The 23,902-nt window shown below is 46.8% G+C and carries 23 protein-coding genes; 18 read left to right on the top strand and 5 right to left on the bottom strand.

Annotated features, from left to right (window positions below):
• The first annotated feature begins 75 nt into the window (after positions 1 to 75).
• The 6 genes from MEALZ_RS15085 to MEALZ_RS15065 all read left to right on the top strand — a co-directional run bounded on the left by MEALZ_RS15085 (position 76) and on the right by MEALZ_RS15065 (position 3,674).
• Positions 76 to 540 carry an SRPBCC family protein gene (locus MEALZ_RS15085; RefSeq protein WP_014149514.1) on the top strand — a complete coding sequence of 155 codons (465 nt, stop codon included), beginning with the start codon at positions 76 to 78 and terminating at the stop codon, positions 538 to 540.
• 517 nt (positions 541 to 1,057) lie between these two features.
• A complete protein-coding gene (locus tag MEALZ_RS15080; protein WP_014149513.1) occupies positions 1,058 to 1,552 on the top strand; it encodes a PAS domain-containing protein in 495 nt (164 codons plus the stop codon).
• A 61-nt stretch (positions 1,553 to 1,613) separates the two neighbouring features.
• Positions 1,614 to 1,739, top strand: a complete 126-nt coding sequence (locus tag MEALZ_RS23805; protein ID WP_269844347.1) for a hypothetical protein — start codon at positions 1,614 to 1,616, stop codon at positions 1,737 to 1,739.
• Complete coding sequence (locus MEALZ_RS15075; RefSeq protein WP_014149511.1) at positions 1,726 to 2,214, top strand: SRPBCC family protein; 489 nt, start codon at positions 1,726 to 1,728, stop codon at positions 2,212 to 2,214. The genes MEALZ_RS23805 and MEALZ_RS15075 overlap by 14 nt, the downstream gene beginning before the upstream one ends.
• A gap of 72 nt (positions 2,215 to 2,286) precedes the next feature.
• Positions 2,287 to 2,733: a PAS sensor domain-containing protein gene (locus MEALZ_RS15070; RefSeq protein ID WP_014149510.1), complete on the top strand. Its 447-nt coding sequence runs from the start codon at positions 2,287 to 2,289 to the stop codon at positions 2,731 to 2,733.
• Between the two features lie 104 nt (positions 2,734 to 2,837).
• Entirely contained in the window at positions 2,838 to 3,674 is an 837-nt protein-coding gene (locus tag MEALZ_RS15065; RefSeq protein ID WP_014149509.1) for a sterol desaturase family protein, read from the top strand.
• Positions 3,675 to 3,833: 159 nt separating this feature from the next.
• On the opposite strand, the gene pyk is transcribed toward MEALZ_RS15065, so the two are convergent.
• Both pyk and gap read right to left on the bottom strand, forming a co-directional pair.
• A complete protein-coding gene (gene pyk / locus MEALZ_RS15060) occupies positions 3,834 to 5,279 on the bottom strand; it encodes a pyruvate kinase (protein WP_014149508.1) in 1,446 nt (481 codons plus the stop codon).
• 9 nt (positions 5,280 to 5,288) lie between these two features.
• On the bottom strand, positions 5,289 to 6,299 hold the full coding sequence (gene gap / locus MEALZ_RS15055) for a type I glyceraldehyde-3-phosphate dehydrogenase (RefSeq protein ID WP_014149507.1): 1,011 nt from the start codon (positions 6,297 to 6,299) through the stop codon (positions 5,289 to 5,291).
• 271 nt (positions 6,300 to 6,570) lie between these two features.
• Here gap and MEALZ_RS15050 point away from each other — a divergent pair, with 271 nt between their 5' ends.
• A complete protein-coding gene (locus tag MEALZ_RS15050; RefSeq protein ID WP_046061196.1) occupies positions 6,571 to 7,656 on the top strand; it encodes a TRAP transporter substrate-binding protein in 1,086 nt (361 codons plus the stop codon).
• Between the two features lie 326 nt (positions 7,657 to 7,982).
• Here the strand turns inward: MEALZ_RS15050 and MEALZ_RS15045 are convergent, their stop codons facing one another.
• The 3 genes from MEALZ_RS15045 to argH form a co-directional block, all read right to left on the bottom strand.
• A complete protein-coding gene (locus MEALZ_RS15045) occupies positions 7,983 to 8,348 on the bottom strand; it encodes a PilZ domain-containing protein (RefSeq protein WP_014149505.1) in 366 nt (121 codons plus the stop codon).
• A gap of 319 nt (positions 8,349 to 8,667) precedes the next feature.
• Positions 8,668 to 11,493: a class I adenylate cyclase gene (locus MEALZ_RS15040; RefSeq protein WP_014149504.1), complete on the bottom strand. Its 2,826-nt coding sequence runs from the start codon at positions 11,491 to 11,493 to the stop codon at positions 8,668 to 8,670.
• Between the two features lie 536 nt (positions 11,494 to 12,029).
• Entirely contained in the window at positions 12,030 to 13,427 is a 1,398-nt protein-coding gene (gene argH / locus MEALZ_RS15035; RefSeq protein ID WP_046061623.1) for an argininosuccinate lyase, read from the bottom strand.
• Positions 13,428 to 13,686: 259 nt separating this feature from the next.
• Between argH and hemC the strand changes: the two genes are divergently transcribed.
• From hemC to MEALZ_RS14980, 11 genes are all read left to right on the top strand, one after another.
• Positions 13,687 to 14,610: a hydroxymethylbilane synthase gene (gene hemC / locus MEALZ_RS15030; protein ID WP_014149502.1), complete on the top strand. Its 924-nt coding sequence runs from the start codon at positions 13,687 to 13,689 to the stop codon at positions 14,608 to 14,610.
• Positions 14,611 to 14,614: 4 nt separating this feature from the next.
• Positions 14,615 to 15,385 carry a uroporphyrinogen-III synthase gene (locus MEALZ_RS15025; RefSeq protein ID WP_014149501.1) on the top strand — a complete coding sequence of 257 codons (771 nt, stop codon included), beginning with the start codon at positions 14,615 to 14,617 and terminating at the stop codon, positions 15,383 to 15,385.
• 1 nt (position 15,386) lies between these two features.
• Entirely contained in the window at positions 15,387 to 16,559 is a 1,173-nt protein-coding gene (locus MEALZ_RS15020) for a uroporphyrinogen-III C-methyltransferase (RefSeq protein ID WP_223842315.1), read from the top strand.
• A gap of 19 nt (positions 16,560 to 16,578) precedes the next feature.
• Positions 16,579 to 17,811 (top strand): heme biosynthesis HemY N-terminal domain-containing protein, encoded by a 1,233-nt coding sequence (locus MEALZ_RS15015; RefSeq protein ID WP_014149499.1) that lies wholly within the window; start codon positions 16,579 to 16,581, stop codon positions 17,809 to 17,811.
• A gap of 499 nt (positions 17,812 to 18,310) precedes the next feature.
• Positions 18,311 to 19,591 (top strand): lipid IV(A) 3-deoxy-D-manno-octulosonic acid transferase, encoded by a 1,281-nt coding sequence (gene waaA, locus MEALZ_RS15005; protein ID WP_046061622.1) that lies wholly within the window; start codon positions 18,311 to 18,313, stop codon positions 19,589 to 19,591.
• Between the two features lie 423 nt (positions 19,592 to 20,014).
• The gene (locus MEALZ_RS22790; RefSeq protein ID WP_162472975.1) at positions 20,015 to 20,170 is read left to right on the top strand and encodes an alpha/beta hydrolase; all 156 of its coding nucleotides are present in this window, start codon (positions 20,015 to 20,017) and stop codon (positions 20,168 to 20,170) included.
• 28 nt (positions 20,171 to 20,198) lie between these two features.
• Positions 20,199 to 20,432: a TIGR02647 family protein gene (locus tag MEALZ_RS15000; RefSeq protein ID WP_014149497.1), complete on the top strand. Its 234-nt coding sequence runs from the start codon at positions 20,199 to 20,201 to the stop codon at positions 20,430 to 20,432.
• Between the two features lie 35 nt (positions 20,433 to 20,467).
• The gene (locus tag MEALZ_RS14995) at positions 20,468 to 20,788 is read left to right on the top strand and encodes a hypothetical protein (protein ID WP_014149496.1); all 321 of its coding nucleotides are present in this window, start codon (positions 20,468 to 20,470) and stop codon (positions 20,786 to 20,788) included.
• A gap of 141 nt (positions 20,789 to 20,929) precedes the next feature.
• The gene (locus tag MEALZ_RS14990; RefSeq protein ID WP_014149495.1) at positions 20,930 to 22,111 is read left to right on the top strand and encodes a BaiN/RdsA family NAD(P)/FAD-dependent oxidoreductase; all 1,182 of its coding nucleotides are present in this window, start codon (positions 20,930 to 20,932) and stop codon (positions 22,109 to 22,111) included.
• A 245-nt stretch (positions 22,112 to 22,356) separates the two neighbouring features.
• Positions 22,357 to 23,079, top strand: coding sequence for a hypothetical protein (locus MEALZ_RS14985; RefSeq protein ID WP_014149494.1), 723 nt, complete (start codon positions 22,357 to 22,359; stop codon positions 23,077 to 23,079).
• Positions 23,080 to 23,081: 2 nt separating this feature from the next.
• On the top strand, positions 23,082 to 23,864 hold the full coding sequence (locus MEALZ_RS14980; protein ID WP_014149493.1) for an alpha/beta fold hydrolase: 783 nt from the start codon (positions 23,082 to 23,084) through the stop codon (positions 23,862 to 23,864).
• Positions 23,865 to 23,902: the final 38 nt, after the last annotated feature.

Raw genomic sequence — 23,902 nt, 5'->3', positions numbered from 1 at the left:
ATCGAAATGAATGGAATAAATGAGCCAATCACAAGGACTTTCGCTTCTATTGTTAACCAAATGGTGAGCCTGTAAATGTTTGGATTTACTTCGGATCATTCCGCTTCGGGTACGGCTAGCACAATCATCAATAAACCGGTGGATGATGTGTTTAATTTTATCGGGGTCGATTTTTTTAAAAATTATCCTCGGTGGTCGCCTGAGGTCATCGAATGCGAATTACTGAGCGATCCGCCGTTACGTTTGAATAGTCTTGCCAGGCAAGTGCGAATCGATCAGGGTCAAAGAAGCGAGTCGACTTTTAAGGTGACTCGCTTTGACCCGCTTACTAAATTGACTTTTGAAGGTGTTTCGAATCCCTATCGTTGTTTTTATGATTTTAAGCCCGGGAGAACGCCGGAGCAGACTGAAGTCACATTTACTTTCGAATTATTGAGGCTCGAGCTTTTCATGCTACCGTTTGAAAAGCTGATTCGTATTGCTGTGAGAGAGGGCGCGATCCGAACGGTTCGAAATCTCAAAACCTTAATAGAGTCTTAGGAACGAGCATGAAATAACTTAGACAACTGCCGGAAGGGGGTTTGGCGGCTCAATTGACAGGTGTCGACGGCAGGGCAGATTTTTGCTCCTGCAAAATCTGCATTCATGCCATCCATGGCAATCAGATTCCGCCGTCAAGCCTACATGGACGTATTCACCCAGCACCTAAATTCCATAGCCCATTGGCTATGGTTAAATATCTTGGATAATTTAGGTGCTGGGTTCACGGCGTCCTGTCAAGCGAGTTACCAAACCGCCACAAAGCCTACTACTTGTATAAGTTATTTTGTGCATATTCCTTAGGGGCGTAGGGCCCGCTTTGGACACTCTAAAATTTATGAATAACGATGAGCGCAGAGCGTCACTACCATTAAGTTAAACCGTCAAAGAATGAGTAATGCCGGCATTCAGGCTCGATGGGATTCAAATGCCTGCCATCCATGGCGGAATGACAGGGTTAGTTTAACTATTGCTAAGGAATCCGGATGTTTTTTGAGTCAGATGGCGGATATCGAACATGAAATTTCAAATAGAAAAAGATCCGGGAGTCATTCCTCACATTCTTACTCAAATTTTGGACGGTTGTGTTAATGGTATTACCTTGTCCGACCCCGATTTGGAAGATAACCCGATCGTCTTCGCGAACGAAGTTTTCGAAAAAATCACTGGTTACAGTCGTGATGACATTATTGGAAAAAACTGCCGGTTCTTGCAAGGAAAAGATCATGATCAACCGGAGATTGAAATCTTGCGTGAGGCGATCAGGAATCAACGAGCAGTTGAGGTCACGCTAAAAAACTATAAAAAAAACGGCGACCTTTTTTACAATCGGCTTTCTGTAACCCCCTTATTCGATAACGAAGGTCGGTTGATTTATTTTCTAGGCATTCAATACGACATTACCGAACAGATACATGCGCAACACGAGATCGAAAGATTGAATAATTCTTTCGACTTAAGACGCTCCGACTACCTTAGTCAGCAGTCTAAGCGGGGAGCTGTTAAACGTTGAATACTCAAACGTGATCGCGATTATTTCAAAAAAACAAGCGGCTAGCGATATGGGGAAGCTAATGAGCAATGAGGTTGCCATGACGATTGCCGACATTCATCCGAAAATGCCTATCGATGGCGGTTCGGTGCCGGATAAAAAAAGCTTCAACTCAGGATCGACCGGGAGGTGGCATGTTTGCGTTTGATTTATCAAAACCGTTGATCGGGAAAGCTGATATAGGCATCGAAAAAACCGTCGCTGACGTATTCGATTATGTCGGATTACATTTTTTTGATAATTATCCTAAATGGGCCTTAGAAGTTGTCGAATTTGAGGTGCTGCAGGAGCATCGTATCGGAGTCGGTTCCAGAGCCAAGCAAGTTAGAATAGAGCAAGGGCAAAAAGTTGAATCGATGTTCGAGATCACCGAATTTGTGCCGTTGCAAAAATTGGCGCTGGAATCGGTAAGCCAAGAGTTTCGTGAAGTTTATACCTTCGAGGAGGACGACGGCATCGATTCGGCTCGATTAGAAATAAGCTTTGAGTTGTTGCATGTCGATTTTTTCATGAGGCCGTTTGAAAAGTTGATTCGCGTTGCGATCGAGGAAGGCTTGCAAAATTCGCTGGAAAACATCCAAACACTGTTGTGTGGCCATTACGGTGAGCCGGAAGGGTCTTAATTTAAAGACATTAAATGCCGCCGGCAGCCAATACTGAATGTTCCAATCGTAAATTTATCTAGGAGTATAACCATGGCTTTTATCGCTGAAAAAGATCCGGGACTGATTCCGCAAATTCTATCGCTGATTCTGGATGAATGTATTAACGGCATTACGCTAGCCGACCCCGACCTTGACGACATGCCGATTGTTTACGCCAACAAAGCGTTTGAAGCTGTTACCGGTTATTCGCAGGAAGAAGTGATTGGGCGCAATTGTCGATTCTTGCAGGGCGATGACCGAAACCAAGAAGAAATTAAGAGGATTAAGGAGGCTATAAATGCACAAAAACCGGTTGAAGTGGTTTTGCGTAATTATAAAAAAAACGGAGAGTTATTTTATAACCGGTTTAAGATCATTCCATTATGCGATCGGAGCGGCAAGCTGATTTATTTTCTCGGCGTGCAATACGATATTACTCGACAAATGGTTGACGAGGAAACAATCAATAATTTAAACAAACAGCTTGAAAGTCTGTAATATTCTGATTTATTAGGGGATATTTTTTGCAATTGGTTGAGGATTTATCCAGAAAGACTTTCTATATAGGGTGGTGAAATGTGTATTATTAGTCAAGGTGCGCCATGAACGTTACGGATAGTTCTTTACCGGTTAGCGAGCAAGGTCTGCCGTTAAATGAAATCTTTTTGTCAATGGCGATAGCAGCATTTCTGTTGTTAATAGTGATGGAGGGATTGAAGCCTTACCAGCGGTTCGATCGAAAAGTCGCAAAGAATTCGGTGGTTACCAATACTACGGCTTTTTTATTCAATAATGTAATTTTAACCACGCTAAGAGCATCCTCGCTTTTTTTTGTGGCTCAACAGTTTTCGAATTATGGCGTATTGAGCGGTCTGTCTAACGGGCCGATTAAATGGGTGCTATCGTTTTTGCTCTTCGATCTTGCGATTTATGTTTGGCATTATGCAAGTCACAAAAACGAATTTTTATGGCGTTTCCATAAAATTCATCATAGTGATAAAACTTTTAACGTCACGACCGGTTTTCGTTTTCATGTATTCGATCTGTTTATTGAAATCGTCATGAAATGCCTGTTCGTCATTGTTTTCGGTGTGGATGCTTACGTGATACTCGCGATCGAGTTGATCGAGCTGTCTTTCATTTTCTTCCATCATTCGAATCTGTCCTTCGATAAAGAAGATTTATTGTCGAAAGTAATTATTACGCCGGCCTTGCATAGAACTCATCATTCGGCACTACGTAGTGAGCATGACAGTAATTACGGTATCGTGTTATCGATATGGGATCAATTGTTTGGTACTCGCAAGGAATTGGTTCCGAAAAAGATCGGTCTCGATTTAATCGAAGCAGATAATTTTATACAGCTGTTTTTCTTGGCATTCATTACCGAAAGACACGTAGGCAAACTATTAGGTTTGATTCCGAAAGGAAAAAAATAAAATTATTTTTGCGATTCGGTGTCCGCCGGCAGGCGGACCCGATCCAGGTGCTTTGAAGCCTGGGATTGATCTCGCCTAATCTTGCAAGCGGGCGCTGTAAATAAAAAAGGGCGGAGAATATCCGCCCTTGCTGCATTGTTTAGGAATGCCAGTGAGTTATTAAGGCGTTAAGCCTTCACCCACTGTAATCACTTTCAATGCGTTGGTTCCGCCCTGAACGCCGGTTAGATCGCCTTTGGTGATGATGAATTTATCCCCATTTTGCGCTTGGTGGCGTTTTCTTAGCTGTTTGACGATTTCACGGTTCACTTCGGCATGATCCGGTTCTTTCAAGTGTTTGTCGAAATAGAACGGAAATACGCCTCGATAAAGCGTTACCTTGCCTAAAGTTTTTTCCTGACTGCTAAATGCGAAGATAGGAATTGCCGAGCTGATTCTGGACATCCATAATGGTGTCGATCCGGATTCGGTCAATGCCGCTATGCCATGAATCGTCGTATGATTCGCCATATACATCGCCGACATCGCAATCGCTTCGTCGATGCGCTGGAATTGCGTATCCATACGATGCTTCGAAACTCGAACGCTCGGCTGTTTTTCGGTCTCTTCGCAAACCCGTACCATCGCTTCGACCGCTTTGACCGGATATTTACCGGAAGCGGTTTCGGCCGATAGCATGATCGCATCGGTGCCGTCGACGACCGCATTCGCAACGTCGAAAACTTCGGCGCGAGTCGGAATCGGGTTTTCGATCATTGATTCCATCATTTGCGTCGCAGTGATCGCTATGCGATTCAGTTCGCGAGCACGGCTGATGAGTCGTTTCTGTGCGGCCGGAAGGTTAGCGTCGCCAATTTCAACGCCCAAGTCGCCACGAGCGACCATTACCGCATCGGATGCCAGGATAATTTCATCCATTGCATCCATCGCTTCTGCGCGCTCGACCTTAGCGACGATGCCGGCATGGCAACCTTCCGCCAGCAGCAATTCGCGTGCTTCGTTCAAGTCCGCTGCGCATCTAGGAAAAGATACCGCAACATAATCGCAATCGATTTTCGCAATCGTTTTGATGTCTTCCTTGTCTTTTTCGGTCAAAGCAGCGGCGGAAAGCCCGCCACCCATCAAATTGATACCTTTGTTGTTGGACAGGTCGCCGCCGACGACTACTTTGCAATTGACGCGTTTGCCGTCGGTATCGACTACATCTAATACCACTCGTCCATCGTCCAACAGTAAACGACTGCCGTTGCGCACTTCGCGAGCCAGCGGTTCGTAAGTGATGCCGACTTGGGTATTATCGCCGTCGTTCGGCCCTAAGTTGATGTCCAAGGCGAAATCCTGGCCTTCATCAAGCCATACTTTCGTTTCCTTGAAACGCGCTATGCGTATTTTAGGGCCTTGCAGGTCGCCTAATATGCCGACGCGGCGTCCGGTTTTGCGGCTTAATTCGCGAACTTTGTTGGCTCGGTCAATATGGTCTTGCGCCGAGCCGTGCGAGAAATTCATGCGAACCACGTCGATGCCGGCTTTGAACAAGTTTTCCAGGACCCCGGGTTTATCCGTTGCGGGGCCCAAAGTGGCCAGTATTTTGGTTCTTCGTAACATTAGTGCCCTTTATTTTGCGTTGCACAAGGCAACAGTGGTATCCAGCATACGATTCGAGAAGCCCCATTCGTTGTCGTACCAAGCCAAAACTTTAACGAAGTTTCCTTCGGTGACTTTGGTTAATGACGATTCGTAGATGGATGATGCAGGATTGTGGTTGAAGTCGATAGAAACCAGTGGCTTGTCGTTATAAGCCAAGATACCGTTCGATTTTTCCGAAGCGGATTTTAGGATGCTGTTGATTTCATCCACGCTGGTGTTTTTTCCGGCCGTAAAGCACAGGTCGACGACCGAAACGTTGATGGTCGGTACGCGCATGGCGAAGCCGTCCAGTTTTCCGGCCAATTCAGGCAGAACCAAACCGACAGCCGCCGCAGCGCCTGTTTTGGTTGGGATCATCGATTGTGTTGCGGAACGAGCGCGGCGTAAATCGCTGTGATAAACATCGGTCAATACTTGGTCGTTGGTGTAAGCATGAATCGTGGTCATCAAGCCGTGTTTGATGCCGATGGTATCGTTTAAGGCTTTTGCTAATGGCGCCAGACAGTTGGTGGTGCATGAAGCATTGGAAATGATCGTGTCGGAAGCCTTTAACGTATCGTGGTTGACGCCGTAAACGATTGTGGCGTCGACGTCGTTACCGCCGGGGGCCGAAATGATGACTTTTTTCGCGCCTGCGGTGATATGGGCGGAAGCTTTGGCTTTGCTGGTAAAAAAACCGGTGCATTCATGGACGACGTCGATCCCGAGTTCGGCCCAAGGTAGTTTGGATGGATCGCGTTCGGAAAGTACACGAATTCTGTCGCCATTGACGATCATGTAATCGCCGTCGACACCGACTTCACCGGGGAATTTTCCGTGCGCGGTATCGTATTGAGTGAGGTGAGCATTGGTAGCGGAATCGCCCAAGTCGTTGATTGCGACAACTTGGATTTCACCGTTGCGGCCAGATTCATACAATGCACGAACGATATTTCGTCCAATACGACCATAGCCGTTGATTGCGACTTTAATTGCCATATAAGTTCTCCGGTAATGTGAGGTTGATTTTTCGGTGGGCGCCGATCAGTTTCTAATCAGCGTACGGCGTGAAAGTATAGCAAAATTAGCTATATTCCGTCCATGTATAAAGGGATTTGTTTCTTTAGAAAAACACAAGTCACCGTGTTGCTATTGTGGAAAGTTTCGGTAGGTTTTGTGAATCTTCGTTAAACTCACGTCGCATTCAAAGCCAATTTTTTGATTGCGGGTAATCATCGACTTTTTGGGAAATTACGGAGATGCATGGCATATGAAGCGTAGAGAATTTATGAAAAAAGCGGGCGTAAGTACGGTCGCGGCAAGTACTGTAGCATTGACGGGTACTGAAATCAGTAAGGCCGACATGGCTTTTAAATGGAAGTTGGTTACGGCTTGGCCGAAAAATTTTCCAGGCTTAGGGCATGGTGCTAACTTATTGGCGCAAATGATCACCGAAATGAGCGGTGGGCGGATCAACGTCAAAGTCTATGGGGCTTCGGAATTGGTGCCTGCTTTTGAAGTGTTTGATGCGGTTGCTAATGGAACCGCAGAGATGGGCCATTCCGGGTCTTACTATTGGAAGGGTAAGTCGGAGGCAGCGCAGTTTTTTTCGGCGGTGCCTTTCGGCTTTACGGCTCAAGAAATGAATGCGTGGTTGTATTACGGCGGCGGTTTGGAGTTGTGGCAAGAACTTTATAAGCCCTTCGGTCTGATTCCGGTGCCGGCCGGAAACTCGGGCGTGCAAATGGCCGGATGGTTCAATCGGGAAATTAAATCGGTAGCCGATTTAGATGGATTGAAAATGCGTATTCCAGGTCTGGGTGGCGAAGTTTTGAGGCGCGCCGGCGGTACTACGGTTAACTTGCCGGGCGGAGAGATATTCACGGCTTTGCAATCACATAACATCGATGCGACCGAATGGGTCGGGCCTTATAACGATTTGGCTTTCGGTTTGCATAAGGTAGCCAAGTTTTATTATTACCCAGGCTGGCATGAGCCAGGCTCGACGATCGAGGCTGTTATTAACCGAAAAGCCTTCGACGCATTGCCGAAAGATTTGCAGCAAATTGTAATGACGGCGTGTAAGGCTGCGAATATGGACATGATAAGCGAATACACGGCGCGGAATAATCAAGCCTTGGATACTTTAATCAATAAGCACAATGTATCGGTATTGCCTTTGCCTGACGATGTGTTGAAAAAACTCAAGCAGATTTCGGGCGAGCTTATTGCTGAAATGGCCGCAAAGGATCCTGCGGTCAAAAAAGTTTACGAATCGGTCGTCGGTTTTAGAAGTCAAGTCTCGCGTTGGACCGAGATCTCGGAGTTGGCCTTTTTGAAGGCGAGAGCGCTTTGATCGATAAACCTATAAAATGCATTTCCTGATTACGTAGAACTTTCAGCCAAATCGACAAAGGCCAAACTACCCGTCATACCGGCAGGGGTTGCCGATATCCAGTGTACAGGGACGTACTCATATTCCTTATAACCTACAAAAAGCATTTCACCATGAAGAATAAGATTTTAATTCAATAGCTTGTCATGCTTTTGCAAAACAGTTTTTCTCCTGAATGATTACTCAAGGTTTTTAATATCATCTTGAAACACATAAAGAACTTCATGTTTTTCATGGTTAAGCTGCCGAATTTAGGGGCAAAAGCATTTTGTGGATTCGTTGCCCAGTTATATTGTCGGCATTGCGATGTTCGTTTGGGTTTGCTTGACACATTCGAACATCAGTTCGTCTAAAGCTTCTTCAGTCGAATAGTTGCCATGGTGCAGGCCGTATTCAAAGTGTGGGCAGTAATGCTTGATCTCGCCGTGTATCGTTATCGGAATTTTCGATTCTGGGAGCACGATGACAATTTTGACAATGCCTTCGCTTTTCTCGGGTAATGGCGAGTTCAGTCGAATTTTAATGCCGGTATAGCTAATGTCGATTACGTCGCCGTCAATTTCAATCGGAGCCTGTCTGATTCGGTCGATGCTGACATGGGCTTTTAACTCCTTGACTGATATTCTTGGGTGTTTGCGTTGTTCGTTGTGCATGTGATGTATGAATTAAAAAGTTTTGATGCTTAGGATTTCGTGATAAATAAAGTCTTGGAACTATGGGCTTTGTTGAGGGTTCGGTAACTCGCTTTGCAGGACGCCGTGAACCCAGCACCTAAATTATCCAAGATATTTAACCATAGCCAATTGGCTATGGAATTTAGGTGCTGGGTGAATACGTCCGTGTAGGCTTGACGGCGGCTTTCCTTGCCGCCAACGCCTGCCAATCGAGTTACCGAACCCTCCATAAAACAGAGAGGTTATTTACGACCAAATCCTTAGGATTTCGCCATAAATCATTTGAATCCAAGAAGTGTTATGTACCCGAAATGCTGTTTAAACGGTTTTCGATTTTTTGTTTATATTTCAACAAGTGAATAGTTTGTAATTCCGATGCGTTTTCAATGCCTAAGTTTGCGAGCGGTACGTCGATATCGCTGATATGTATAGGATATCGCTGATTGGATTGTCTAAATTCCAGAATATATTCCGCCGCCGCAGCAAGGGCGCGCTTACCGTAAGTTAGTGTCGAAAACTCTTTTTCGTTGCAATAAAGCGTGTAGGAAGCGGAATGTTCTCCGGACACGCGAATATCCAATTCGCGTGTCAAGTTTATTCGGTTTGGAACGCTCGGAATATATTTAATGATGGCACTGGGAGTATGTCGGATTTCATAGTGCTCGATTAAGATGCTATCGTCAAAGAAATATCGGTTTAGAATGTTATCCAAAAATTGTTGATAACGGCGCAATAAACCGTCGATCTTCGCGGAAGGGTAGTGCTGGCGAAACAGTGCGCCTTTTTCGTCCAGTAAATAAAGCTGTATGCCGGTTTTCGTGGCAGTATGAAATACTTGAATCTTGTTGGCTTTATTCAATTTCAATAATTCGGGTATCTCGCTTTCTTTCAGGCAAAAAGGGTCGATATGCGTTGGGCTGAAAATCCCTTGGGCTTGGCTTAATTCGTTTAACAGTTCTTGACGAGTTCCGATGCTTCGGTAATGCAGGACCTTATTTTTTCTCTGAAAAATATAATAATCTTTTGCTCCTGCTAGGATGTAGCGAGGCGATTCATTTGGATTTTGCCGGCCGAACCAACTGATTAATGTTTGGAATACGCTTTGAGCTCGTTGACTAATGCTATTGGCGCGTGCCGAAGTATTACAAATGACTTTGACATCGCTATCAGCGATTGGAAGCCGATGATTGTTGAAGGTGTCGGTGAAGGTATCGAATAGACCGTCCAGTCCGAGTGCGCGGCTTGCGGTAACCTCCCCCCAGTTCGAAATGGAAATCCGGTTTACCGATTGAACAAACGATTGACGGCTCTTACCATAGCTAAAAGGGTCGGAGCGTTCGCTCATGACTAGGCGTCCGTCATTGCTCCCGCCCTCAGGTTCAGTTCCGGTATTAATGAACAATAGCGAGCTTTGACATTGGTTAGGTTGTTTATAGCTAGGCAAATCAAGGTGTAATTTATCGAGTCTGCTGCTAATGAAGTCATGCAATTGTTCGGTCGTGGTTTGGAGTTCGTTCGTTGAGAGTGCGAGTGTTTTACTGTCGAGGTTAAGTTTCAGTTTTTTATGGTATAGGCCGTTTACAATGATCCATGCCAGCAATTCGATTAAACTCCAGGTATTTTTTATCGGGCTTTGTTCAGCAAGATTGTCCGCAGTAACATGACCAAGATACAGACTCCAGCCGCTTTGATTATCGGCGAAGCTAGTTTCTACGAGCGATAATTGCTGTTCTTTGGTTTGGAGTGCCGAGCGGGTTGTAATAAACTCGATTTTGCCTGGTTTTTTGTCCAGAAAGGAATGCAGCTTGCGGCCTATCAGTTTCAGGTCTTCATTGTCTTTCAAGTTGCGTTGAACATGCTGTCCGGCAAAATTTAAAATCATACGGTAACAGCCTGCGAGATGACGCAGAATAATGTCATGTTCACGGGTGGCTTTTAGTATGTTCCATGACTGTTGTCTGCTGATTTCAGGCAGCAGCGTTTCCGGCCATTGCCACCGATGCGCAATATGCTTGATGAATTCGGTGCGATAGAGTTGTTTTTGCGGGTCTTGTTCGGTATTGGCAAAGCCCATGATTTTAATGTATAGGCTATGTCTAATCAGCTCCAGACGCGCGCGATTAGCGGGGGAGCTAAGATAATTCTCGAGTTTTTGATAAATCAATAGATAGGGGTCGAGATCTTCGAGCGAGAATTCTCCGCCGTGAACGGCTTTTTTCATTTCCGAACAAAGCCATTGGGTATTGGGGTACTCGCTTGCGTAACATTCCATCAGCATCAGTTTTAACAGCGACTTATGCGGCGAGCCGATTGCTTTATAAATATGCCAGAGCGTGACAGTGATGAATTCTTCGGGAGGCGCGTTTTCCAAACTGCCGAAATCGATGACTTCCAGTTCCGAGATGAATTTGTTATCGAGTAAATGTTTGATATAACCGCTATGACGATGTTCCTCTTGCGGCGGCACGAGCCACCAAGCCGGCGACCGGCCCGCGATATAGACGGCCGTACGATAAAATTCCTCTAGTAATAAATAGTGTTGGGTTTTTCCGCTACTTTCATCGGAGATAGGGATATCTTGGCCGCTTTTAAATTTTTCATGATCGATCAGAAAAAAATGGACCTCGAGGTCTAAAGACATGGCCCATTCTTCGATCGCGGTGGCTTTCTGCTGAAGTTCTTCAAGGGCGGAAGGCGGCAAGGCCGGGTCGTGACAAAGCCAAATATCCATATCGCTGGTTTTAGTGAAGGCAATGCTGCCGACGCTGCCCATCAAAAACAAGCCTAGAATCGGGTAGTTCGCTAAGGCGCGCGTTTTGTATTGGTAGCTTCTCGAAAATTGGGCGGCATGCAGTAGGACTTGACGTGTCGGTGAATAGTCTAGAATGCCGGCTGGGGTTTCAGAAGAAATAAAACCAGGCAATAACGGTACGTTTTGATGAAAGAGTAAGGGGAGTAATTCTAAAAAGACTCGTTGACGCGGTTGCAAAAAGCTTTGAATGCGTTTTTGCTGAAGCAAATGCAAATTTTTGAAACGCTGGAGAATCGCTAGCAAATCTTTCTTGCTGATATCTTCTCCGGGCGAACCTAGGCGAATCGGTGTGAGATGTTTTTTTTCAACCATGTTGTCGTGAATGGTTAGCGATTAACAGGCATATTGTTGTCTTCGGTATAGCAGTGCAGCAAGATTTGTGGGGGTTTTGAGGCACGGAAGCTCCCATTACGCGAAATGTCACGCACTGTTATAACTTTAGGTTATACCATTTGTTAGTCAAATTTCGGTTCCGGGGTGAATGTCGATTACGCATAACGCTATTCTTGGCGTTCGAGCGTTGCCGTCAATTCCCCGTGGGTGGGGTGGGTTCACGGCGGTCCTCGATAGAGACAAGCCATACCTTTTATCCTAGAAAAAGCAGTTGGCATGCGTTGTAGACCGTTCGTGCTGAGCCAAGTCGAAGCATGAAAGGGCTACAACGCTTGTACCAGCTTGGTGAAGCCTCAAACTACCCTTCACCCTTCGGCAGGGCTCTTCTGAGCGCAGCCAAAGGACTCAGTGCGTACGGTAAACTTTTTTTACGATAAAAAATCAGTGGCTTGCCTCGATCTTTCAGCTATGCTTTTCCATTCACCATTCACCATTCACCATTCACCATTCACCATTCACGCATTCCCTGAAAGTTCGGCTCTCGCTTTGCTAATGGCCTCTCTAACGGTGTCCGGTGCGGTTCCGCCGATATGCTTTCGGGCGGCGACCGAGCCTTCTAACGTTAATACGTTAAAGACGTCTTCGTCAATGCAGTCGGAAAACTGTTGCAATTCCGTAAGCGTTAGCTCGGACAAGTCGCGTTCGGTTTCGACGCCGAGCCGTACGGCTCGGCCGACAATTTCATGCGCATCTCGAAAGGCCAGGCCTTTCCGGACGAGGTAATCGGCCAGATCGGTTGCGGTCGCGAAGCCTTGTTTCGCGGCGCGGTACATGTTGTCTTTTTTTGCGCTTAAGCGCGGAACCATGTCCGCGAATGCGCGCAGGCAATTGATAAGGGTATCGGCAGTATCGAACAACGGTTCCTTGTCTTCTTGATTATCCTTATTATAAGCGAGCGGTTGGCTTTTCATCAGCATCAACAGCGACATCAAATGTCCTGTGACGCGTCCTGACTTGCCGCGGACCAATTCCGGAACATCGGGGTTTTTCTTTTGCGGCATGATAGATGAGCCGGTGCAGAAAGCATCAGGAATATCGATGAAATCGAATTGGGCGCTCGACCATAATACCAGTTCCTCGGAAAAGCGCGAGAGATGCATCATGATCAAACTGCCCGCGGCACAAAACTCGATTGCGAAATCGCGGTCGCTAACCGAATCCAACGAATTGGCCGACGGTTCGGCAAATTGCAACAGTTGCGCGGTCATGTGCCGGTCGATCGGATAACTAGTGCCAGCCAGTGCCGCGGCTCCCAGCGGCATGATATTGATTCGTTTTAGGCAGTCGGCTAAGCGCTCGTTGTCGCGCTTGAGCATTTCGAACCAAGCCATCAGATGATGTCCGAAAGTGATCGGTTGCGCGACCTGCAAATGAGTAAAACCGGGCATGATCGTGTCTGCTTCGCATTCGGCCAGGTTTAAAAGGGCATTTTGTAAGCGAGTTAGTTCGGCACGGATACGCTTGATTTCATCGCGCAAATAGAGCCTAATGTCTGTCGCGACCTGATCGTTGCGGGAGCGTCCGGTATGCAGCTTTTTGCCGGCAATGCCGATCATATCGGTCAGGCGAGCTTCGATGTTCATATGAACGTCTTCTTGTTTGACGGACCAATTAAATTGGCCTTGCTCGATTTCGATGCCGATTTGTTGCAGGCCGTCGATGATCGCATCGCGTTCGCTTTCGGTGAGGATGCCGATTTTGCCCAGCATTGTTGCGTGAGCGATCGAACCTTGAATGTCTTGCTGGGCCATGCGTTTGTCGAAGTCGACCGAAGCGGTGAAGATTTCTACAAAGGCGTCGGTGGCCTCGGCAAATCGGGCGCTGGATAGTTTTTCGGAGTTAACGTTGGTCATAAGTTTCGGTGCTGAAATTGTAAATAGCTCATTATATGCGATACGCAGGCTTTCGTTGTTCTGAAAATTGTTGATTCGCCCCATTTGCGTATCTGTGAAGAAAAAGTTTTCAATAGGGGGTGAGTTCTGTAAGTGACTATAAGTAAAGTGAGTTTTTTGGGTCGTGCAAGACTTTGTCTGCCGAAAATGAAACTCGCTAAGGATTGTGCTTGTCGGACAGGTTACAATGTGCATTTTTAGTTGAATATTGGGTGTTGTTTTGGCAAATCAAATCATTCGTATCGCAACTCGCAAGAGCCCCTTGGCCTTATGGCAGGCCGAACATGTCGCCGATCGGTTGAAGCGGGCTTTTCCTGGACTCGAAACCGAATTGGTCACGATGACCACGAAGGGCGACAAATTGTTGGATGCGCCATTGGCTAAGGTTGGCGGCAAAGGCTTATTCGTCAAGGAATTGGAGCAGGGTATGTTGGAAGGCAGGGCCGATATTGCCGTGCACTCAATGAAGGATGTGCCGGTGGAATTTCCGGATGGCTTGCATTTGTCGGTGATTTTACAGCGTGAAGATCCTACCGATGCTTTTGTGTCTAATCACTATGCTTCGCTGAGCGAGCTGCCTGAACGTCCAAGAATAGGGACTTGCAGCTTGCGAAGACAATGTCAAATCAAGGAAAAATTTCCCAATGCTGAAATATTGACATTAAGAGGTAATGTCAATACCCGTTTGGCCAAGCTCGATGCGGGCGAATTCGATGCGATCATTCTTGCTTCGGCCGGCCTGGTCCGTCTGGAAATGCAGCATAGAATCGCCGCGCGACTCGATCCTAGCGAAAGCCTGCCGGCCATTGGGCAAGGCGCGATCGGTATCGAATGCCGAAGCGACGATACGGTTATCAATGAATTATTGAGCCGGCTACATGATCCCGAAACCCATATTTGTGTATCGGCCGAGCGTGCGATGAATGCTCGATTAAAAGGCGGTTGCCAAGTCCCGATAGCCGGTTTTGCGACCTTGCAATCGGATATTCTTTACATGCGAGGCTTGGTCGGCGATCCGGACGGTAGTGTTATATATCGCGCCGAACGAAGCGGGTCGGCCGAACAGGCCGAACAGATCGGTGTGTCTATTGCCGAAGAGTTATTGGCGAGCGGCGCCGATAAAATTTTGCAAGCTTTGTTTTAGATTAATGACGAATGCAAAACCGTTTTCGGTGCTGGTGACTCGCCCGGTTCATCAGGCGCACAATTTGGCTCGAATGATCGAGAGTCGTGGTTGGCAAGCCGTGCGCTTTCCAGTACTCGAAATTGCTCCGCTGCCTCGTTCGACGGGCGGATTCGAAAAGCTTGAAAGGCTACAGTATTTCGATTGTTTAATCTTTGTCAGCGCTAATGCGGTAAATTTTGCGCTGCAAGCGAATAATGGCAAAATAGCCCCATTTAAACAGTGTAAAATCGCTTCTGTTGGAAAAGCCACGGCCAGAGCTTTGAAGTCTGTAGGGCTCGTCGTGGATTGGGTGCCTGAGACTGGTTTCGATAGCGAAGCTTTATTGACACTGCCTTATTTTCATGGGGTTGAGGGACGCTCCTTTTTAATAGTCAGGGGAGAAGGCGGTCGGGAAAAACTTGCCGATACTTTGCGCGAAAGAGGCGCGGCCGTTGAATATTGGGAGGTTTATCAAAGAATTCGACCGCAATCCGATGTTCAGCCGGTGGTCGATTTGTTAAAACGCGGAGAACTTAGCCTGATTACGGTAAGCAGCGGTGAAGCATTGCGCAATCTTGTGGAAATGTTAAGTTCTTACGTAAAGCCGGAATTGATGTCCGTCCCGTTGGTCGTTATCAGCGAAAGAATGAAATGTCTTGCCGAGGATATCGGCTTTAAAAGAATCGCTTTAGCCTCCGGTCCGGATGACGAAGCGATTGTTCAAAAAGTAACTACTGTGTGCAATGGGGAATAGTGTGGCCGAAGTGACTGAAAATCAAGAGCGGGAAGCGGAAGCTGAAACGGATACGAAAACGGCGAATAGCAGCGAAAAAGTTCACCGGTCCCGAAGCGGATTTTGGCTGGCTGTGATCGTTTTTTTGGTTATCCTATCGATCGTTGGCATAGGCTTGTTTTTATTTTCGCAATTAAGACAGCAGCAGGAGACGCTCGGTGGAGAGGTCTCTAAAGGCGATATGCAATTATTCGAGTTGACGAAGCAGATCAGCGGTTACCAAACGCAAATTGCCGCGATTCAATCGCATTTGACGGCGATCGAATCGGATTTGAAAGCGAAGGATAGGCTGATTAACGAATCCTTGACCGAGTTTTCTCAACTGCAGTCCGAAAAATTAGAAGCGATGCGTACCGATTTGAATACTCGAATTCAACAGGTTCAGCGCCAATTGGGTAAAACGCGCGGCGATTGGTTAATCGCCGATGCCGAATATTTGCTTAGCGTCGCAAATCAGCGCCTGCAGCTGACCGGCGATGTCGAGACTGCTCGCGAGGCGTTGCAGGCGGCCGATCAGCGCTTGCGTGAAAGCGGCGATGCGGCGGCCTATAAAGTACGCGAACAAATTTCCAAAGAAATTGCCGAATTAGGTAAAGTGCAACTGCTCGATATTGTCGGGGTTTATTCGTCAATCAGAACATTAGAGACCGAAATTGGTAAGTTGTCGTTGATTAAACCTTATTCAGGTAAACCTCTGACGCCGTCTGAAGAAATACACGATCATGCTCAGCATACCGACGAAGAGCACGACCTTCTGTCGAAAGCGCTAAAAAGTTTGCAAGGAGTGGTAACGGTGAGGCATACCGACCAGCCCATCACTCAAATTATTACGCCGGAGGAAGCGCAGTTCACTCGCCAGCAATTGCGCGTCAAATTGGAAATGATAAAAATCGGTTTGGTGCAGCAAAATGAAGTTTTATACAAAGCCAGTATTGCCGATGCCCAGGAATGGGTAGCCGAACATTTTACAAGTAATTCGATCGCCAGAAATTTCGTTGCCGAATTGGAAAAGCTCGAAGCAATTAGCTTGCATAGTCAATTTCCCGATATCAGTCATTCACTAAAAATGCTTCGCGATATCACCAAACTTAGAATCGAAACCGATAAGGCTTTGTCGGCCCCTGATCCATCCTAAAACAAACAACGGGTACATTATGAAAAATATTATTTTTTTTCTGGGCTCGCTGTTTATCGCCATCGCGGTAGCTTTTGGGGTGCACAGTTGGTTTTCCCGCTACGACGATCCGGGCTATGTCTTGATTGGTATCGGTCATTGGTCCCTGGAAACGTCTTTGGTGGTGTTAGGTATTACACTAGTCATCACCTTCTTTCTGTTTTATATGTTTTTTCGCTTACTGGGCTGGTTGCTTCGGTTGCCAGGCAAGGTCAAATCCCATGGCCAAAGCGTCAAATATAACCGGTCTCAAGAAGCTTTGATCTCAGGTTTGGTGGATTCGGCGGAAGGAAATTGGGAAAAAGCCGAAAAAATTCTGATCAAACACGCCTCGCATAGCGGCGCGCCATTGATTCATTATTTGACTGCGGCTCGTGCCGCTCAGTCGCGCGGAGCTATTGAAAAGCGCGATGAATATCTAAGAATTGCCGCGGAGCGATCGCCGGGCGCCGATATTGCAGTCGGTTTGACCCAGGCGGAAATGCATTTGTCGGAGCAACAGTTCGACCAAGCGCTCGACACGCTGAAAAAACTACACTCAATCAATCCCGGCCATGCCAGCGTCTTGAAACTGCTTCATCAGACGTATCGCCAATTAGGGGACTGGGAGGCGATACGCAAAATTATTCCGTCGATGAATAAAAGTAAAGTGTTGATGGAAACCGAAATTAAACTTCTGGAGGCTGAGGTTTTTAGCGGCTTGTTGAGGCAGGCGGCAGAAAACGGCGACTATACCAAGATTCAAGAAGTCTGGCAGGAGGTGCCTGATTATATTAAGCGTATACAAGGGATTCCCGCGATTTATTTTGCCGGTATGATCGATGTTGGTGCGGGCGCCAAAATAGAGGACGAACTAGCACGCTCGATTTCCGAGGATTGGGACGAAACTTTGTTGGTGTTGTTTGGCAGCGTTCACTCCAACGATCCTCAAAGGCAGCTTAAAACCGCAGAAGGTTGGCTTAAGGCCTATCCCGATAATGCAGTTTTGTTGAGGGTACTCGGAAAAATTAGTAAACGATGTAAAGAAACGGATAAGGCCGGGCAATATTTGGAAAAAAGTATTGCCTTGGAACCTTCGGTTTCGGCTTATCAATTGTTAGCGGACTTATTGACCGAAAAAGGCGATAAAAATTCGGCGCTGGAATGTTACAAATGCGCTCTCGACTTGGCCTCCGGCGAAGTGGCTCGCCAGGTAGAAAATATTACGGGCTAACAGGCTGGAAAAAAGCGGTAATTGTAAATTTTTGCCGCTTCAGAAAAGCTTTCATCATCTTGGAAAAAGCATTTTGTCCACGAAGCACACGAAAGTCACGAAAATATACAATTAGTTATATTTTTCAAGTTGCTCACCTACATTGCAGCAATTCCCAATTTGGGGATCAAAAAGGGTGTGGGGTGTGCTTGGCGAGGATGTCGGCAGCAGGGCAGATTTTTGCTCCTGCAAAATCTGCATTCACGCCATCCTTGGCGTTCGAGCTGCCGCCAAGCCCCCATGGATGGGTTTACGGCGCTCCTCGACAGGCATACCCCGCACCCTAAAATCGGCGAAGCTACTCAAGCTGGGAATTGCTGCCTGCATTGGCGATTTTAGATATTTATGTAATCGTATGATTAATTTTGTGTATTTCGTCATTTTCGTGGACTGACTGCCGGATTTAGGATTAAACGAAGTAGTACCCTCCCTTTTTTCCGGAATGTTAAGGCTAAACATTGTGCGAGTTATTTATTCCGCCGTTTTTTATTTATTATTGCCGCTGATTTTTGGACGATTGCTTTGGCGCAGCATCAAGGCGCCTGAATACCGTAAACGTTACTGGGAGAGACTTGGGCTGTATCGGCGCCGTTTCGAAGGTCCGTTTATCTGGTTTCATGCCGTATCGGTCGGTGAGGCAGAGGCGGCTTTTCCGTTAATCAAGCGATTTCAGCAAAATTATCCTGCAAAAAAGATTCTGATTACCACGACCACACCGACCGGTTCCGCGCGTGTCCAAGCTGTTTTGGCCGATTCCGTCGCTCATGTTTATCTTCCTTACGATACGCCCGGTTCGGTCGCGCGGTTTATTGCCGCATTCAAGCCCGAGCTTGGCGTTGTCATGGAAACCGAAATTTGGCCCAATCTATTTGCAGCCTGCGCGGCAAAGGGTATTCCGTTATGCATTGTCAATGCTCGATTGTCCGATAGATCCGCGCGCGGTTACGCCAAAATTCCGAGCCTGATTAAGCCGGCGCTTGCTTGCGTGAGTCAAATTGCCGCTCAAGCGCAGGAGGATGCCGAACGATTCGTGTCGATCGGCGCGAAACGAGAGCGTGTTCAAGCGGTTGGCAATTTGAAGTTCGATATCGATATCGATCCGCAATTCCTGGACCGAGGTAAGCAACTGAAGCAGGAATACTTCGCCGGACGCTTTGTTTGGATTATCGCCAGCACGCATAAAAACGAGGAAGCGATTTTTTTAAGCCTTTATCCGAAGCTCAAAGCCTCGATACCTGAGTTGCTCCTATTGCTCGTCCCTCGTCACCCTGAAAGGTTTTCCGAAGTCGAGCGTCTGATTGTCAGCAATGATTTAAAGCCGATAACCCGTTCGTCCGGGTTGAAATGTGCGGATGAAACCGATGTATTTCTCTTGGACAGCATGGGCGAATTGAAGTTGTTTTATGCCGCTGCCGATTTGGCTTTTGTCGGCGGTAGTATGGTGCCGGTCGGAGGGCACAATATTTTAGAGCCGGCGGCGCTTGGAGTTCCGGTGATGTTCGGCCCTTTTATGGATAATTTCAGAGAAATTCAATCCAATGTCTTAGCCGCTGAAGCAGCGGTTCAATGTTACAACGAAGCGGAAATCCTGTTTAATGTAGGTAATATCTATCAAAATCGAGCGGCGCGTGATGCACTGGTCCAAAAGGGATTGCAATTTGTCGCGGATAACAGAGGGGCTTTGGAGAAAGTTGTGACCTTGATCGGTTCGTTAAGCGGATGTAATAGAGGTGAAAGGTGAAAGGTGAAAGGTGAAAGGTGAAAGGTGAAAGGTGAAAGGTGAAAGGTGAAAGGTGAAAGGTGAAAGGTGAAAGGTGAAAGGTGAAAGGTGAAAGGTGAAAGGTGAAAGGTGAAAGGTGAAAGGTGAAAGGTGAAAGGTGAAAGGTGAAAGGTGAAAGGTGAAAGGTGAAAGGTGAAAGGTGAAAGGTGAAAGGTGAAAGGTGAAAGGTGAAAGGTGAAAGGTGAAAGGTGAAAGGTGAAAGGTGAAAGGTGAAAGGTGAAAGGTGAAAGGTGAAAGGTGAAAGGTGAAAGGTGAAAGGTGAAAGGTGAAAGGTGAAAGGTGAAAGGTGAAAGGTGAAAGGTGAAAGGTGAAAGGTGAAAGGTGAAAGGTGAAAGGTGAAAGGTGAAAGGTGAAAGGTGAAAGGTGAAAGGTGAAAGGTGAAAGGTGAAATCGGCGCTTGACAAGCGAATTAAATGCTGCATCATTTTACCGCTTACCGCTTACCGCTTACCGCTTACCGCTTACCGCTTACCGCTTACCGCTTACCGCTTACCGCTTACCGCTTACCGCTTACCGCTTACCCCTTATTCTGTGGTCTAATGATATTAATAATAAATGGAGAACATACATGCTCAAACAAGAATTAGTGGACGAACTCAATATTTTGCTGCATTACAACCTGACGACGACACTCGAGGGAATCAAAATTCATAAGGATGCCGATACCTCAGTGATCGATGCAGTAGCGCGTTTGTACCAAAAAGGCTTGGTAACGCAAGCGGATGGCGGATATTTGACCGATCTCGGCCGAACGGCTGCTGAGCATGCGCAAGCGTGTCATATTATTCTTACCTCCGGTTGAGGATGTTGCTTACGGGTTTTCGCGAGGCTTAAACGATGAAAGTATTTTTATTATTCTCCGGTAGCGGCACGATGGTTGTGATGACGGATCGTTCTCAAGTCGACGACCAATCTTTTTTAGCAGTGCTGGCAAGCAAGGGCGTCGAAAAGTTTGTCGCCTATGAAATTCCGGTGCCGTTGGCCAGAGAGCGCTATGGACATCATTTCGAAAAGGCCGAACAAGAATTAAGTGCGGATCGCCCTTTGCGAGTGCTCGATTATAACGGCGAACGCGCAATGCGTTTGTTTCGATTCGCCGAATTGGGCGCTGTGGTCATGCATGAGCCGGAAGGGTATACGGAGCAAAAAAGTTTTTGATGGGCCTGTCTCATTTTTTTTCAAATGCGCTTGTCGTTTATGTATGTCCTACAAGGCTAATTTCTCACGCCGATTGACTCGAAGTCTGGTGATTTGATTGCGGTTCTTGTATAGTTCGCCGCTTTTTTGCGGATATAAACTATGGTGGAAACCGATGTCGTTGTAATCGGTGCGGGCGCTTCCGGGTTAATGTGCGCCATCGAAGCAGGTAAACGTAAGCGCAATGTGAAAGTGTTGGAATTAGCCGCAAAGCCCGGTAAAAAGATTCTGATGTCCGGAGGCGGACGCTGTAACTTCACCAATTATTCGGTTGAGCCGGACAATTATATTTCCCATAATCCGCATTTTTGTAAATCGGCCTTGAGTCGATTTACACAATGGGATTTTCTGGATTGGGTTCAGCGTTATCGCATTCCTTATCACGAGCGAGAATTCGGTCGTCTGTTTTGTAATGACAGCGCCAAGGATATTCTTAATATGCTGTTGACCGAGTGCGATTCGGTGGGTGTCGACATTACCTTGAATACTCACATCGAAGTCATTGAGCATCGTTCCGATCGACAATTCCTGATTAAAACCAAGCTGCAAAATTATTTATGCCGTTCGCTGGTGATTGCTACCGGCGGTCTGTCGATTCCTAAAATGGGCGCGACGCCTTTCGGCTATAAAATCGCCGAACAATTCGGTATTAAAGTTTGGCCGACTTCGGCCGGCTTAGTACCGTTTACGCTGCAACCGGACGACAAGCAGTTATTATCCGAACTTTCCGGTATCGCACTGTTATGCCGGGTGAGTTGTTTAGAGCAAAGTTTTACCGAGAATTTGTTGTTTACCCACCGGGGACTAAGCGGTCCGGCGATGCTGCAGATTTCCAACTACTGGCGTCCCGGACAGTCATTGACGATCGATTTGTTACCCGAGATCGATCTTGCTGAGTATCTTAGACAGCTTAAAACGACAAAGTCAAAAGCTGCGTTAAAGACCGTGCTAGCCGAATTGTTGCCGAAACGTTTAATTGCCTGTTTAATCGAAGAAAAGTTGCTGAATAGTAATATGGCGGATTTATCGGCTGCTCAAATCGATGCTATTACCGACTGTATCAGCCATTGGACGATCAAACCGAACGCGACGGAAGGCTACCGCACCGCCGAAGTGACGCTGGGCGGCGTCGATTGCAACGCGATTTCATCGAAAACGATGGGTTGTCATGATGTGCCGGGTTTGTATTTCATCGGCGAAGTGCTCGATGTGACCGGTTGGCTCGGCGGTTATAACTTTCAATGGGCTTGGTCGTCGGGTTGGTGTGCCGGGCAATATGTTTAAACGGCTTGAAGCCTATGACTTCAACCCCATAGTCTCGGGTACTGCTTCCATTGAAAAGATTATTAGTAATTATTCAGCATAAGTCATGTATGAGAAGGTGTCAGGCATTGATTTATAAGGCTGTCTGCAACAGGACGTTGCAGTCAGAGCTTACAGGGATGTATTCACGCGTCCTTAGAAATCAATGCCTGACACCAACCTACCGCATGCGCTGAATAGTTACGATTATTATTGTTTAAATCATCATGAAAAAGTTATTCAACAAAAGTTTAATCACGAACTTGCTGGCGGTTTTGATCGTTGTTACCGGCTATGTGTGCCCGGTACAGCAAGATTTAATGAAAGCGGTCGGTTTTTTTGCATTGTCGGGTGCGATTACTAATTGGTTGGCCGTGCATATGTTGTTTGAAAAAGTGCCGTTGTTATATGGCTCCGGTGTCATCCCCAATCGCTTCGAGGAGTTTAAGTCGTCGATCAAGCTTCTGATGATGCAGCAGTTTTTTACCGTCGAAAATGTCGAGCAATTTATCGAGAAAGAAGAGCGGGAGGGCGGCAAGGTTTTGAATTTAGAGCCGATACTGAATGCGGTCGACTATGACCGGGTTTACGAGGGTCTAGTGGCTTCAATCATGAATTCTTCGTTCGGCGGCATGTTGATGATGATGGGAGGAGAAGACGCATTGAAGCCGCTCAAAGAGCCTTTTACCGAGAAAATGAAGCTCATTTTAACCGAAACGGTCGATTCGGAGCGCTTCAAAGAAGCTTTACATCATAGTTTGGACGCTCATAAGATTGGCGAGGATATTGTCGACAAAATCGAGACCGTTATCGATAAGCGCTTGAATCAATTAACGCCTCAGCTAGTCAAGGAGATTGTGCAGACTATTATCCGTCAACACTTGGGCTGGCTTGTAGTTTGGGGCGGTGTTTTCGGCGGCTTAATCGGTGCCGCATTCAGTTTTATATAATCATGAGCGACATTCAGTTACATTACGAAGCCTTCGGCGAAGAGAGCGCGCCGCCAATGGTTATCTTGCACGGCTTCTTAGCTTCGTCTCGCAACTGGAGGCAAATTGCCAAGCGTTTATCCCAACGTTTTCGTGTGTATGTGCCGGATCAGCGCAATCATGGCGCATCGCCCCATTTTGAGCGCATGGACTACCCGCTGATGGCCTCCGATTTGGCGACATTTATGGATCGTCTGAATTTAGAATCGGCTACCTTGCTTGGACATAGTATGGGCGGCAAGACCGCAATGTGGTTCGCACTTAACTATCCCGAGCGGGTGTCGCGTTTGTTAGTCGCGGATATTGCGCCGGTCGCTTATCAACACAATTTCGATCGTATTATCGAGGCGCTTGACCGCTTGCCTTTGGCATCGCTTTCGAATCGTAAGCAGGCTGACGATTTTTTATCTGAGGCGATTCCCGATATTGGCTTCAGGCAATTTTTATTGCAAAACTTGATATTGCGGGATGGACAGTATGCTTGGCGCATCAATCTGGATTATTGCCAACAGTCGGCCGATTATATCGTCGGTTTTCCTTCCGTCGAGGGAATGGCTGGTTTTGTCGGAGAGGTATTGTTCATAACCGGAGAAAATTCCGCTTATTTTCGGCCCGAAGCCGTTCCGGCGTTATTTCCTAACGCGGCTGTCGCAACAATTGCGAATGCCGGGCATTGGTTGCATGCCGAGCAGCCCGAGCACTTCGTCAAGGTAGTCGAGGATTTTGTCATGGATCAGTTTAAATAATCCGCTTAGTTTGCCGATACTATCTGTATATGGATAAA

It is taken from the genome of Methylotuvimicrobium alcaliphilum 20Z (assembly GCF_000968535.2).
GTDB classification, from domain to species: Bacteria; Pseudomonadota; Gammaproteobacteria; order Methylococcales; family Methylomonadaceae; genus Methylotuvimicrobium; species Methylotuvimicrobium alcaliphilum.
Note: the sequence above shows the minus strand (reverse complement) of the source record. Positions and strands in the feature narration are given on the sequence as shown.

Bases quoted from the DNA above. Each gene is read 5' to 3' on its own strand.
- MEALZ_RS15085 (WP_014149514.1), top strand. From the start codon at position 76: ATGTTTGGATTTACTTCGGATCATTCCGCTTCGGGTACGGCTAGCACA.
- MEALZ_RS15080 (WP_014149513.1), top strand. From the start codon at position 1,058: ATGAAATTTCAAATAGAAAAAGATCCGGGAGTCATTCCTCACATTCTT.
- MEALZ_RS23805 (WP_269844347.1), top strand. From the start codon at position 1,614: ATGAGCAATGAGGTTGCCATGACGATTGCCGACATTCATCCGAAAATG.
- MEALZ_RS15075 (WP_014149511.1), top strand. From the start codon at position 1,726: ATGTTTGCGTTTGATTTATCAAAACCGTTGATCGGGAAAGCTGATATA.
- MEALZ_RS15070 (WP_014149510.1), top strand. From the start codon at position 2,287: ATGGCTTTTATCGCTGAAAAAGATCCGGGACTGATTCCGCAAATTCTA.
- MEALZ_RS15065 (WP_014149509.1), top strand. From the start codon at position 2,838: ATGAACGTTACGGATAGTTCTTTACCGGTTAGCGAGCAAGGTCTGCCG.
- pyk (WP_014149508.1), bottom strand. From the start codon at position 5,279: ATGTTACGAAGAACCAAAATACTGGCCACTTTGGGCCCCGCAACGGAT.
- gap (WP_014149507.1), bottom strand. From the start codon at position 6,299: ATGGCAATTAAAGTCGCAATCAACGGCTATGGTCGTATTGGACGAAAT.
- MEALZ_RS15050 (WP_046061196.1), top strand. From the start codon at position 6,571: ATGAAGCGTAGAGAATTTATGAAAAAAGCGGGCGTAAGTACGGTCGCG.
- MEALZ_RS15045 (WP_014149505.1), bottom strand. From the start codon at position 8,348: ATGCACAACGAACAACGCAAACACCCAAGAATATCAGTCAAGGAGTTA.
- MEALZ_RS15040 (WP_014149504.1), bottom strand. From the start codon at position 11,493: ATGGTTGAAAAAAAACATCTCACACCGATTCGCCTAGGTTCGCCCGGA.
- argH (WP_046061623.1), bottom strand. From the start codon at position 13,427: ATGACCAACGTTAACTCCGAAAAACTATCCAGCGCCCGATTTGCCGAG.
- MEALZ_RS15025 (WP_014149501.1), top strand. From the start codon at position 14,615: ATGACGAATGCAAAACCGTTTTCGGTGCTGGTGACTCGCCCGGTTCAT.
- MEALZ_RS15015 (WP_014149499.1), top strand. From the start codon at position 16,579: ATGAAAAATATTATTTTTTTTCTGGGCTCGCTGTTTATCGCCATCGCG.
- MEALZ_RS15000 (WP_014149497.1), top strand. From the start codon at position 20,199: ATGCTCAAACAAGAATTAGTGGACGAACTCAATATTTTGCTGCATTAC.
- MEALZ_RS14995 (WP_014149496.1), top strand. From the start codon at position 20,468: ATGAAAGTATTTTTATTATTCTCCGGTAGCGGCACGATGGTTGTGATG.
- MEALZ_RS14990 (WP_014149495.1), top strand. From the start codon at position 20,930: ATGGTGGAAACCGATGTCGTTGTAATCGGTGCGGGCGCTTCCGGGTTA.
- MEALZ_RS14985 (WP_014149494.1), top strand. From the start codon at position 22,357: ATGAAAAAGTTATTCAACAAAAGTTTAATCACGAACTTGCTGGCGGTT.
- MEALZ_RS14980 (WP_014149493.1), top strand. From the start codon at position 23,082: ATGAGCGACATTCAGTTACATTACGAAGCCTTCGGCGAAGAGAGCGCG.